Annotated in this window: 13 protein-coding genes and 1 pseudogene; 8 read left to right on the plus strand and 6 right to left on the minus strand. The window is 75.3% G+C overall.

Going from position 1 to position 11,734, the window contains the following annotated elements:
* A partial coding sequence (locus ACWCSD_RS36000; protein ID WP_449921682.1) for a hypothetical protein occupies positions 1–202 on the minus strand: 202 nt, incomplete at its 3' end.
* Between the two features lie 131 nt (positions 203–333).
* On the opposite strand from ACWCSD_RS36000, the gene ACWCSD_RS36005 reads away from it, so the two are divergent.
* The 4 genes from ACWCSD_RS36005 to ACWCSD_RS36020 all read left to right on the plus strand — a co-directional run bounded on the left by ACWCSD_RS36005 (position 334) and on the right by ACWCSD_RS36020 (position 4,963).
* Positions 334–705 (plus strand): hypothetical protein, encoded by a 372-nt coding sequence (locus ACWCSD_RS36005; protein ID WP_397162976.1) that lies wholly within the window; start codon positions 334–336, stop codon positions 703–705.
* Positions 702–1,139: a hypothetical protein gene (locus ACWCSD_RS36010; protein WP_358300499.1), complete on the plus strand. Its 438-nt coding sequence runs from the start codon at positions 702–704 to the stop codon at positions 1,137–1,139. The genes ACWCSD_RS36005 and ACWCSD_RS36010 overlap by 4 nt, the downstream gene beginning before the upstream one ends.
* A 110-nt stretch (positions 1,140–1,249) precedes the next feature.
* The gene (locus ACWCSD_RS36015; RefSeq protein WP_449921686.1) at positions 1,250–2,245 is read left to right on the plus strand and encodes an Acg family FMN-binding oxidoreductase; all 996 of its coding nucleotides are present in this window, start codon (positions 1,250–1,252) and stop codon (positions 2,243–2,245) included.
* 57 nt (positions 2,246–2,302) lie between these two features.
* Positions 2,303–4,963 (plus strand): multicopper oxidase domain-containing protein, encoded by a 2,661-nt coding sequence (locus tag ACWCSD_RS36020; protein WP_449921688.1) that lies wholly within the window; start codon positions 2,303–2,305, stop codon positions 4,961–4,963.
* Between the two features lie 26 nt (positions 4,964–4,989).
* On the opposite strand, the gene ACWCSD_RS36025 is transcribed toward ACWCSD_RS36020, so the two are convergent.
* Positions 4,990–5,439: a hemerythrin domain-containing protein gene (locus tag ACWCSD_RS36025; RefSeq protein ID WP_449921691.1), complete on the minus strand. Its 450-nt coding sequence runs from the start codon at positions 5,437–5,439 to the stop codon at positions 4,990–4,992.
* A 199-nt stretch (positions 5,440–5,638) separates the two neighbouring features.
* On the opposite strand from ACWCSD_RS36025, the gene ACWCSD_RS36030 reads away from it, so the two are divergent.
* On the plus strand, positions 5,639–6,388 hold the full coding sequence (locus tag ACWCSD_RS36030; RefSeq protein ID WP_449921694.1) for a class I SAM-dependent methyltransferase: 750 nt from the start codon (positions 5,639–5,641) through the stop codon (positions 6,386–6,388).
* A 24-nt stretch (positions 6,389–6,412) separates the two neighbouring features.
* Here ACWCSD_RS36030 and ACWCSD_RS36035 read toward each other — a convergent pair whose 3' ends face one another.
* Complete coding sequence (locus tag ACWCSD_RS36035; protein WP_449921696.1) at positions 6,413–6,994, minus strand: hypothetical protein; 582 nt, start codon at positions 6,992–6,994, stop codon at positions 6,413–6,415.
* 125 nt (positions 6,995–7,119) lie between these two features.
* On the opposite strand from ACWCSD_RS36035, the gene ACWCSD_RS36040 reads away from it, so the two are divergent.
* Positions 7,120–7,722 (plus strand): RICIN domain-containing protein, encoded by a 603-nt coding sequence (locus tag ACWCSD_RS36040; RefSeq protein WP_449921699.1) that lies wholly within the window; start codon positions 7,120–7,122, stop codon positions 7,720–7,722.
* 46 nt (positions 7,723–7,768) lie between these two features.
* Here ACWCSD_RS36040 and ACWCSD_RS36045 read toward each other — a convergent pair whose 3' ends face one another.
* Positions 7,769–8,020, minus strand: a complete 252-nt coding sequence (locus ACWCSD_RS36045; RefSeq protein ID WP_449921709.1) for a BBE domain-containing protein — start codon at positions 8,018–8,020, stop codon at positions 7,769–7,771.
* A gap of 682 nt (positions 8,021–8,702) precedes the next feature.
* Positions 8,703–9,176 (minus strand): annotated as a pseudogene (locus ACWCSD_RS36050) (FAD-binding protein); the annotation flags it as partial.
* A 95-nt stretch (positions 9,177–9,271) separates the two neighbouring features.
* On the opposite strand from ACWCSD_RS36050, the gene ACWCSD_RS36055 reads away from it, so the two are divergent.
* The gene (locus ACWCSD_RS36055) at positions 9,272–9,751 is read left to right on the plus strand and encodes a MarR family winged helix-turn-helix transcriptional regulator (protein WP_364341693.1); all 480 of its coding nucleotides are present in this window, start codon (positions 9,272–9,274) and stop codon (positions 9,749–9,751) included.
* Here ACWCSD_RS36055 and ACWCSD_RS36060 read toward each other — a convergent pair.
* Positions 9,690–11,120, minus strand: a complete 1,431-nt coding sequence (locus ACWCSD_RS36060; protein ID WP_449921703.1) for an MDR family MFS transporter — start codon at positions 11,118–11,120, stop codon at positions 9,690–9,692. The two genes, ACWCSD_RS36055 and ACWCSD_RS36060, sit on opposite strands and share 62 nt — an antisense overlap.
* Before the next feature lie 98 nt (positions 11,121–11,218).
* On the opposite strand from ACWCSD_RS36060, the gene ACWCSD_RS36065 reads away from it, so the two are divergent.
* The coding region (locus ACWCSD_RS36065) for a TetR/AcrR family transcriptional regulator (RefSeq protein ID WP_449921706.1) at positions 11,219–11,734 on the plus strand (516 nt) is incomplete at its 3' end.

The raw sequence follows: 11,734 nt of genomic DNA on the forward strand, positions 1-11,734 counted from the left end.
GCACCACTTCCGGCGGGTCGCCGTGCAACGGCTGATTCTGGCCGGACAGGGCGTGGACCACGCCGAGGCGCTCCGGCTCGGCCCGCTCTACCGCGCCCTGCGGCGACGCGCCGAACAGGCCGGGCTGATCGAGGAGCGGCGCACCCGCCGCCCGCCCGTCCGACCGGCTGACCGGCCGCTGCGGCGCGTGCGAGTTCCGCACGATCTGCGGCGGCTCCCGCTCCCGCGCCTACGCCTGCTCGGGGGACGTCCTCGGCGAGGAGCCGTGGTGCGCCTACGAGCCAGGCAGCTTCCCCTACCAGAAGGAACTGGCCGCCCATGTATGAGCCGCCCGTGCATGACAGGAGAAGGGCCGGCGCGCTGGCCGCGCCCTACGACACGATGCTGGCCGCCTACGCCGCCGCGCTGGCCGGCTCGCCGCTGGCCGCCTCCAGCAAGGCCAGCTACCTGCGCCGCGTCGGCCGCTACCTGACCTGGGTCGCCGCCGCCTCCGACCGCGGCCTGCTGGCGGGCGAGCCGCTGGCCGACACGACGGTGGCCGTCCGCACCGCCCACGCCTACCACGGCGAGCTGCACGGCCGCTACGCACCCAGCACGATCAACAGCACCCTGGCCGCGCTGGAGGACTTCTACGCCCGGCTCCACCTCGGCGCGACCGGCATCCCGCGCCGGCCGGCGCCCGGCGACCGGGCGGCCGCGCGATGACCTGGTGGGCGGTGGTGCGCTTCCTGCACGTGCTCGGGGCCGCGCTGTGGGTCGGCGGCCAGCTCGCCGTCTCCCTCGTCCTGCTGCCCCTGGCCCGGCGCCTGCTGGACGACGAGCGCCGCGCCCTGGTGCTCGGCGCCGTCGGCCGCCGGTTCGGGCTGCTCACCGCCGCCCTGTTCCTGCCCCTCCAGCTCGCCACCGGCGTGGCCATCGCCTGGCACAAGGGCGTCACCTGGGCCTCGCTCGCCGAACCCGGCTACGGCCGCGTCCTGGCCGCCAAGCTCCTGCTGTTCTGCGCCGTCATGGCCGCCGCCGCCCTGCACGGCTGGGCCGCCGCCCGCGCCCGCCCCCGCCTGGCCCGGACGATGGCCGTCAGCGCCCTGGTGGGGTCGATCGGCGTCGTGCTGCTGGCCGCCGCGCTGCCCGCCACCTGATCATGGCCGATCGGAGGCGCGGAAAGGGACTTTGGTCCCTGACGGCGGCACCGCCGGCCGCGCCATCGTGGAGACATGCCCGCAGCAACCGTCGTGCCGGGAGCCCCGCGATGACCGGCGCCGGCCTCGCCCGCCCCTGGGACGGACCCTTCGCCTCACATGCCGGCGTGCGCCGGATCGTCGCCGCCGCCGTCGCGGCGCCCTCGGTGCACAACACCCAGCCCTGGCGCTTCCGCCGCCTCGACGACACCACCATGGAGCTGTACGCCGACCTCGACCGGCTGCTCGCCGTCACCGACCCCCTGGGACGCGGCCTCGGCATCAGCTGCGGGGCCGCGCTGTTCAACCTGCGGCTGGCGGTCCGGATGATCGGGCACGACCCCGGCGTCCTGCCGCTGCCCGACCCGGGCGGCCGGCCCGAGCTGCTGGCGACCGTACGGGCCACGCCCGGCGGGCCGCCCACCCCCGACGAGCGGCTGCTGCACGACATGATCCCGCACCGGCGCACCAACCGCTTCCCCTTCGAGCGCCGCCCGCTGCCCAGGGACGTCCTGCTCGACCTGGTCAACGCCGCTCACGACGAGGACGCCACGCTGCTCCTCGTCAAGGGCGGGACGGCCAGGCGGGTGCTGGACATGGTCGCCCTGGCCGACGACACGCTGACGGCCGACGCCGCCTACCGGGCCGAGCTGGCCCGCTGGACCCGGCCGGCAGGCGGCCCCGACGGCGTCCCCGCCCACGCCTTCGGCCCGCGCCCGCGCTCCGGCGAACTGCCCATGCGCGGCTTCGGCGGCGGCGAGGTCGCCGACTTCGAGGCCGAGCCGCAGCTCGTCGCCCTGTTCACCCAGGGGGACGGCCCGCACGACTGGCTGCGCGCCGGGCAGGCCCTGCAACGCGTCCTGCTCACCGCCACCGCGCACGGCGTGGCGGCCTCAATGTTCAGCCAGCCGCTCGACCTGCGCCCGCCGCAGCACCGCGGCGACCGTCCCGGCCCGTTCGGGCACGTGCAGATGCTGATCAGGCTCGGGTACGGGCCGCCGGTCCCGCGCGTCCCCCGGCGCCCGGTGTACGAGGTCCTCGACCGGACGGGGGCCCGGCGTGCCTGAGCGGCGCCGTTCCCGATCCACCGGCCCTCGGCGGCCGCAGACAGGAAGGTGCCCGGGATGCCGGTCGACGTCCGGATAGAGAGCGGCAGGCCGATCGACCTGCCGCCGCCGCCGAGGCGGGCCCGCGCGTCCTGGCACCTGCGGGCGAACGCGACCGTCGTGGCCTGGCTGGCGCTGACCGTCGTCGCCGCCCTGGCGGGCGACGTGCTGCCGGCGCCGTCGTGGCTGCTGATCCACGTGTTCCTGCTGGGCGCGGTCAGCACGGCCGTGCTCATCTGGAGCGAGCACTTCACGGTGGCGCTGCTGCGCGTCCGCGGCCCGTCCGAGCGGGGGAGCCTGACCCGGCTGGCCCTGCTCAACACGGCCACGGTCGCCGTGCTGGCCGGGGTGGCGTACGGGCCGTGGCACCTGGCTGCGGCCGGCGCGGCGCTGCTGGCGGGCGTGGTGCTGTGGCACGCGGCCGTCCTGGTCCGGCTCGTCCGCGGCGCGCTGCCCGGCCGGTTCGGCCACGTCATCGGCTGGTACGTCACCGCCGCCTGCGCGCTCGCCGTCGGCGGAACCCTCGGCGGGCTGATGGCCGCCCGGACCGTCCAGGGCGCGCTGCACGAGCGCATGAGCGCCGCCCACTCCCAGGTGAACGTCTTCGGCTGGATCGGGCTCACCGTGCTCGGCACCCTGTTCACCCTGTGGCCGACGGTCTTGCGCACCCGCATGTCGGACCGGACCCGCCGGGCCTCGCGGGCAGGCCTGTGGCTGGCCGCGCCGGGACTGACGGTGGCCGTCGCCGGGCTGCTGGCGGGCTGGCGGTGGGCGGCGCTCGCGGGGCTGGCGGCGTACGCGGCCGGTGGGCTGGCGGTGCTCGTCCCCCTGGGTGACGCGCTGCGGCGCAGGAGGCCGCGCACCGGCGCGGCGTGGATGCTGGGCGCGGCGGTCGTCTGGTTCGAGGTGGCGCTGGCCGCCGATCTGGTGGTGGTGGCCACCAGGCAGGCGCACCAGGTCGCCGCCGCGCTGGCCCCGCTGCTGCCGCTGGTGCTGGTCGGGTTCGTGGCGCAGGTGCTGCTCGGGTCGCTGCTGCACCTGCTGCCCGCGGTGCTGGGCGGCGGTCCGGCCCGGTTCAAGGAGAGCGCGGCGCTGCTGGAACGCGGCTGGCCGGCGCGGCTGGCGGCGCTCAACGTGGGAGTCCCGCTGCTGGTCCTGCCGGTGCCGCGGCCGGTCGCGCTGCTGGGGTGGGCGTCGGTGCTGGCCGCCGCGCTGGCCTTCGTCGCGCTGGCGGCGACCGCCCTGACCCGCCCCCGCCCGCCCGCCGCCTCCGCGTCCGCTGCCTTCCCGGGCGGCGGGGGCGAGGGCGGGCCGGGGTGGCGGCGGGCGCTGCCCGCCGCCGCCGGGGTGGTCGCCGGGTGCCTGCTGACGGCCGCCGCGGTGGTCGTCGCCACGTCCGGCGGGTCAGGACGGGCGACGGTGACCGTGACCGGCTCCCGCACGGTCGAGGTGACGCTGTCCGGGATGCGCATCCGTCCCGCCGTGATCGAGGCCCCCATGGGGACCGTGCTGACGTTGCGCGTCACCAACGCCGACGCCCAGCGGCACGACCTGCGCCTGGCCACCGGCGAACGCACCCCGATGCTGGCCCCCGGCCAGAACGCGACGCTGCGCCTGGCGCCGCTGGGCGGTCCGGTGGACGGCTGGTGCACGGTCACCGGGCACCGCGCCGCGGGCATGACCATGCGCCTGGCCCCGACCGGCACCTCGGCGGCCTCCCGCCCCCAGGAGGGCACCGGCCACACCGGTCACCCGACGACCGAAGCCGCCCCCGCCATGCCCGCCATGCCGGGCCCGCTCGACCTGGCGGCGCCCATGTCGTCCGGCTGGCGACCTCACGACGCGACGCTCAGGCCCGCGCCCGGCGGCACCGAGCACCACGTCGAGATCCGCGCCGACGACCGGCTCGTCCAGGAGGTCGCGCCCGGGGTGCGGCAGCGCGTCTGGACGTTCAACGGCGCCATGCCCGGCCCGGTGCTGCGCGGCAAGGTCGGGGACGTGTTCGTCGTGACGTTCGTCAACGCCGCCACCATGGGCCACGGCATCGACTTCCACGCCGGCGCCACCGCACCTGACGGGCCGATGCGCACGATCCAGCCGGGCGAGCGGCTGACCTACCGCTTCCGCGCCGACCACGCCGGGGCGTGGCTCTACCACTGCTCGACCATGCCGATGACCCAGCACATCGCCAACGGCATGTACGGCGCCGTCGTCATCGACCCGCCGGACCTGCCCGCGGTCGACCGCGAGTACCTGCTGGTCCAGGGCGAGCTGTATCTCGGCGAGCCGGGCGGCCCGGCGCAGGTCGCCAAGATCCGGCAGGGCGCCCCGGACGGCTGGATGTTCAACGGCACCGCCGCCGGCTACGACCACGCCCCACTGGCGGCCACGGCGGGGGAGCGGGTCCGCATCTGGGCGGTGGCCGCCGGCCCCAGCTCGGGCACGTCGCTGCACGTGGTGGGCGCGCCGTTCGACACGGTCTACAAGGAGGGCGCCTACCGGCTGCGCACCGAGGACGCGGGCGGCGCGCAGGCCCTCGACCTGGCCCCGGCGCAGGGCGGCTTCGCCGAACTGGTCTTCCCGGAGGCGGGCACGTACCCGATCGTGGACCACACGATGCGGCAGGCGGAGGCGGGCGCGCACGGCCTGTTCAAGGTCGGCGCCCCGCCGCGGCACTGACCGCCGCCGCCCGGCTGGTGGGCCGGTCAGCCGGCCGGCGCCGGGGACTGGTCGGGCGTGATGCGGTCCCAGGCGGCCAGCGGCAGCATGATGACGGCCGCCGGGAACAGGCCGTGCTCCTCGTGGTCGATGTGCCAGTGGAGGCGGTCGAGGGCGTCCAGCACGGCGGGCCAGTCGGGCGCGGCCGGGTCGATCGCGCCGAGGATGCCGTGGATGTCGGCGTGCTCGGCGCACAGCCGCTCCACCTCCTCGGCCAGCGACCCCTCGGCGCGCAGCTCGGCGAACAGCCCGCGCTCCTCGGTGTCGGTGTGCGGGACGAGCCGCGCCATCAGGTCCGCCAGCAGCGCCACGGCGTCACCGTGGCGCAGCTCCCCGATCGCGCGGCGCAGCGCCCCCGCGCACTCCTGGATGTCCCAATGCTCCTGGGACAGGCGGCCGATCAGTGGGAACTCCCGGCAGCCGCAGTAATTGCACATGGTCACGTCCTTACAGAAGGGTCGCTTCTCGACGGCGGCAGCCGGGGCGCGCGCATACGCGTGCCGCTCGGGCCGCCCCTTGCCTCCACCCTTCCCGGCGGGACGACGCGCCGGTCAGGGCCGAAAGTCCCGGATCGCCCCCGACCTCCGTCCGAAAACCACATGACGGGCGCCCGCGGCGTCGGGGACGATCACGGCCATGGAGTACGGCGAACTGGTCGCGCGGGCGTCGGCGGCGGCGATCGAGGGCTGGGACTTCACCGCCCTGCGCGGCCGGGTCGTCGAGGAGCCACTGCCCTGGAGCTACGAGCGCCTCCTGCGTGACCGGCTGAACGGCGCGGCCTCGCTGCTGGACATGGGAACCGGCGGCGGCGAGTTGCTGGCCGGGCTGATGCCGCTGCCGCCGCGCACCGCCGCCACGGAGGGCCACCCGCCCAACCTGCCGATCGCCCGCCGCCGCCTGGAGCCGCTCGGGGTCGAGGTGGCCGCGATCCGGGGGGACGACGTGCTGCCGTTCCCCGCCGACGCGTTCGCCGTGGTGGCGAACCGGCACGAGTCCTACGACCCGCGCGAGGTCCGCCGCGTGCTGGCCGACGACGGGGTCTTCGTCACCCAGCAGGTGGGCGGCCGCGATCTTGAAGAGGTCAACAGGGCCCTGGGCGCGCCGCCGCTCGCGTACCGCGGCTGGGACCTCGCCCGTGCCGCCGCCGGGCTGGCCGAGGCCGGGCTCACCGTGACGTGGACCGCGCGGGCGCGGGTGCGGACGACGTTCCACGACGTCGGCGCGCTCGTGCTGTTCCTGCGGATGGTGCCGTGGCAGGTCCCCGATTTCGACGCCGTCCGGTACGGCCACCGCCTGCGCGCCCTGCACGACCGGATGGCGGGCGGCCGGCCGCTGACCGCCCACGCCCACCGCTTCGCCCTGCTGGCCCGCCGTTCACCCGGGTAGCGGGGACGCGGCGGGCGTCCGGTCTCACCTGCTCCACGCCTCGTGGACGGTGGTGATGGCCGAGGAGACGGGCCGGCCGCCGGGCCACGTGACGGCCGGCCGGCCCGGCACGGGGACGCCGTCCACGGTGATCGAGGCGTGCTCGCACGGGATGATCTGCATCGACAGCCCGTGGCTGACGCCCAGCAGCGGGAAGTCGGCCATCGAGAACGGCCTGGCGTCCAGCGGCCCGGTGATGCTGACCGCCAGGCCGGCCGCCGTCGCGTGCGTGCCCGTCGCGGGGTCCACACGCAGGTCCACGGCGGCCCGCTGCACCCGCGCGGCGGGCCAGGACGGCAGCGCCGTGGCCTCGTCGAAGTGCCGGACGAAGTGCTCCTCGATCCACGTCCCGAGCTCCGGGTCGTCGCTCACGACGCGCAGCCCGGCGGGCGTCCACACCACCATCACCGCGCCGGCGCCGTGCGTCGACCAGTCGACCTGCCACAGGGAGGCGTACCCGGTGGGGACGTCGCCGTCGTAGAGGGTGACGTACGGGTTGGCGCCGGCCAGCAGCGGCCGGCGGGTCACGTAGGCGCTCGTCGGCGCGCCCTCACTGGTGCTGAGCATGAGCCGATCATGGACGCTCCCACCCCTCGATGGCCAGCCCGCCCACCTGAGTAGGGCGGTACTCATGCCCTCCCACCGCCGCCGGCGCACCCTGCAAGGGACGGAACACCGGAAAGGAGCATGCGGTGCGCAAGGGCGTACATCTTCGACGGATCGGCCGCCGGGGGCTGCTGGCCGTGATCACGGTCGTGTCGGTCGCCGTGCCCCTGTGGTCGGCGGCGGCCCCGGCCTCCGGGGCCGTGGCGGCCCGCGGGCGCACGCTCGCCGAGCCCTGGTCCAACCTGTTCGAGATCCGCCGGCGCTTCCCCGCGCCGGAGAAATGCGTGGACGTCGACAACGGCTACACCTTCGACGGCGCCAACGTGAAGCAGTGGGAGTGCGTCAACGTCCCGCAGCAGCACTGGCAGTACCAGCGGGTGGCCCCCGGGAGCGAGTGGTTCTTCCTGCGCGCCCAGCACAGCGGCAAGTGCCTGGACGTCGACAACGGCTACACCTTCGACGGCGCCAACGTGAAGCAGTGGGAGTGCGTCAACGTCCCGCAGCAGATGTGGCGCTGGAAGTACGCCTACACCGACGCGTGGTGGAACACCTTCTACTTCCTGGAGAACCAGAAGAGCGGCAAGTGCCTCGACGTCGACCACGGCTGGACGCACAACGGCGCCAACATCCAGCAGTGGACCTGCGACGAGTACGCGGGCCAGCAGTTGTGGTACTTCCGGCCGGTGTGACCCGGCCGGACGGCGCCGGCCCGGCTCCCTCCGGGCCGGCGCCGCCTCACGACGCGGCCGGGGCGATGTTGTGGTTGACGCGGAACAGCCGGTCCGGGTCGTACCGGGCCTTGAGCGCGGACAGCCGCCGGTGGTCCGCCTCGGAGTAGGCCCGCCTGACCGCGTCCGGGGTGGCGTCGTGGTCGAACAGGAAGCCCGGCAGCAGGGCGCCGGTGTCCCAGCGCCGCAGCCGGTCCAGCACCTCGTCGGCGGCCGAGCGTGCCGCCTCGGCCCGTCCGGGCGGGGCCGGCAGCCGCATCCACAGCAGGAAGGCCGCGCCCCTGGTGCCGGCCGCGTGCGGGCGGGTGGGCGGCCGGTCCAGCGCCCCGCCGAGGTGGCGCAGCTGGATGCCGGGGAACGGGCCCTGCGTCCGGGCCGGGTCGATGAACGAGGCCAGCTCCGCGGCGGCGTCGTCGTCCAGCTCGCGCAGCAGCGCGCTGCGCAGGTGCGCCGAGACCGGGGTGACGGGGGTCCTGGTAGATCTCGGTGATCCGGCTGTAGGGCATGGCCGCGCAGGTGTCCTTCTCCGGGCCGAGCGCGCGCAACGGCCGCACCAGCCGGGCGCCTTGCTCCTCGTCCCCGGCGTACACCGTCCGGACCTGCACCATCGAGCGGCCGCGGAACTCCCGCGGCAACTGCGGCGCGTCGGGGAAGCGCACCAGCGTCACGGAGGACGACATCTCCTCCGGCTGCTCCTTCGCCCAGGCCAGGTAGGAGCGCAGGACGTGGGCGGTGTGCCCGGGGTCCTCGCCCGGGTAGTACAGCTCGCCGCCGTGGACCGTGCGCAGCGGCAGCAGCTCGATCTCGGCCGCGACGACGACGCCGAAGTTGCCCTTTCCGCCGCGTACCGCCCAGAACAGGTCGGGCTCCGCGCCGGGCGAGACGGTCCGCAGCCGGCCGTCGGCGGTGACGACGTCGAGCGAGCGGACGCGGTCGGCGGCGAACCCGTACGTGCGGGCGGCCAGCGGGAGCCCGCCGCCGGTCAGGAAGCCCATCACCCCGACCTCGGCCGACGATCCGCACAACGGCGCGAGCCCGTGGGGGGCCGCCGCGGCGACCACCTCGCCCCAGCGCAGGCCCGCGCCGATCCGCGCGGTGCGGGCGTCCGAGTCCACCGACAGCTCGCGCAGCTCGCCGGTGGCGATGAGGACGGCTCCGTCGGCGGGCAGCGACTTGCCGTGCCCGGTGGACTGCACCGCGACCGCGCGTCCCGTCCGGGCCGCGTACGTGACGGCGGTGGCCACGTCGCCGGCGTCGGCGGCGACCACGACCACCGCGGGCCGGTGCTGGACCGTCAGGAGCCAGCCGGAGCAGGCGTCCGCGAAGCCCTCGTCGCCCGGCAGGAGCGTGCGGCCCCGGATCAGCGTGGCCAGGGTCGCCACGTCGTGTGTCGGGCCGGTCCGGACGTCGGTCATGTTGCACCTCACTCAATAGTTGGTCGGGCCAACGTTGGTTCGGCCAACAATACAGACATTCGTGGGTGGTGCCAACGACTTGTTAGATTGCCTCTGTGAACATCCCGGAGGGGAGGCCGCCGGAGCGGCTGCGCGCGCTGCCGAGCAGGCTGACCAACCACGCGGCGCTGGCCGCCAACCGGATCGTGGACCAGGCGTTCGCCCAGGCCCAGGTCCGGCGCTACCACTACGCGCTGCTCGCCGCGCTGGAGGAGTACGGCCCGGCGAGCCAGGCCGCGCTCGGCCGGCGTACCGGCATCGACCGCAGCGACATGGTGGCGACCGTCAACGACCTGGCCGGGCGCGCGCTCGTCGAACGCGCGCCCGACCCGGGGGACCGCCGCCGCAACATCGTCACCATCACGGCGGAGGGCCGCCGCCGGCTGGCCGAGCTCGACCGCCTGCTGGCCCGCGCGCAGGACGAGTTCCTCGCCCCGCTGCCCCCCGCCGACCGCGAGCGCCTGGTCGACCTGCTCACCCGCCTGGCCGACCATCACGCCGCGCCGAGCGGAAGAAGGCCACCGGAACCAGGGTGACCAGGCACAGTCCGAAGGCCCACCAGAAGGCGGTGCCGTAGGCGTGCGCCGGGCCGTCGCCCTGGCGCAGCCCGCTGTCCAGGACGGTGGTGAGGAGGGCGGTGCCCAGCGAGCCGCCGAGCCGGTTGACGACGTTCAGCGCGCCGGCGGCGCCCGGCGTCTGCTGCCGGTCGACCGAGGCGTACGCCGCGGCCATGGTGGGCGCGGAGACGCCGCCGATGCCCAGGCCGTACAGGACCAGGCAGAGGGTCAGCAGCCAGGTGTCCGGACGGGCGGGGGCCTGGGTGAAGGCGAGCAGCCCGGCCAGCGAGAGCACGAGCCCGCCCGTCACGACGGCGCGCGGGCCGTGGCGGTCGGCCAGCCGCCCGGCGGCGAACGAGCCGACGGCGGCCCCGAGCGCCTGCGGGGTGAGCAGGAGGCCCGTCGAGAGCGTGTCGGCGTGCCGGTCGTGCTGGAAGAACAGCGGCAGCAGGATCATGGAGCTGTAGAGCGAGGCCCCGAGCAGGAACAGCGCCACGCAGGCCGCGGTGAACCCGCCCTTGGCGAACAGGCGTACGTCGATCAGCGGCTGACGGCGGGTGCGCAGCGCGTGCACCAGGTAGCCGGCGACCAGTGCCAGCCCCGCGCCGACCAGCACGGCGGGCGTCCACGCCCCCTCGCGCCCGCCCGCCATGGTGAGCCCGTAGACCACCGCCGCCAGGCCGGGGGAGAGCAGCGCCAGGCCGAGGAGGTCGAGCCTGGGCGCGCCGCCGGGCCCGTCCCCGTCCTCGTCCTCGTCCCGGGCCAGGACGCGGGCGGCCACCGGCAGGACGAGCAGGCAGACGGGCAGGTTGAGGTAGAAGATCCAGCGCCAGTCGAGCTGCTGGACGACCAGGCCGCCCACGATCGGCCCGAGCACCGGGGCGAACATGACGGGGATCGTCAGCACGCTCATGGCCCGGCCGATCCGGGACGGCCCGGCCGCCTGGGCCAGGATCGCCTGGCCGACGGGGTTCATCAGCCCGCCGCCGACCGCCTGCACGAGCCGGAACGCGATGAGGGCCGGCAGCGACCAGGCCAGGCCGCACAGGGCCGAGCCGGCGGTGAAGACCGCCACGGCGGCCATCCACGTGCGCTTGGCCCCGAACCGCCGGCTCAGCCAGCCCGACAGGGGCATGACCACCGCGATCGCGAGCAGGTAGCCGGCCGCCACCCACTGCACGTCGGTCAGCGACGTGCGGAAGTGCGCCGCCATCGCGTCGGCCGCGATGCCCACGGCGGTGGCGTCGATCGTGGCCAGGATCGGGGCCGCGATCAGGACGATCCCCATGCGCAGCAGGTGCGGGTCGAGCCGGTCGCGCGCGGCCCCGGCGGCAGAGGTGGCGGTCATCGAACACCCTTAGGATCGATTGACTAGGACGACTCCAAACACTAGGTCCGACCTATTCGTTAGGTCAAACCTAATGAACGCGCGGAAGGGCACAACTCGTGACCGAACGATCCAAGGGTTTGCGGGAGCGCCAGAAACACCAGACCCGGCAGCTCATCTCCGACGTCGCGACCGGCCTGTTCCTGGAGCGCGGCTACGACGACGTCACCATCGCCGACGTCGCGGCCGCCGCCGGTGTGGCCAAGATGACCGTCACCAACCACTTCCCGCTGAAGGAGGACCTCATCCTCGACCGGCACGAGGAGGTGGTCGACGGCCTGGCCAGGGCCGTGTCGCGGCGCGAGCCCGGCGAGTCGGCCCTGGAGGCCGCCCACCGCGACTACGACGAACGGCTGCGCCGCCGCGACGGCGCGATCCCCGACGCCGGCGCCGACTGGCAGCGGTTGGTACGCGACACGCCCGTGCTGCGGGCCCGTCTGCGCCAGCTGCACGACCAGGCAGAGGCCAAACTGGCCGCCTGTCACGATGGCGCTGATCCCGGCGTTCCTGGTCGTCTCGAAGCTGTTCGCGGCCAGGTTCAGGACGGCGGCGGCGCGCGAGCGGCTCAGCAACGG

It is taken from the genome of Nonomuraea sp. NPDC001684 (genome assembly GCF_053596515.1).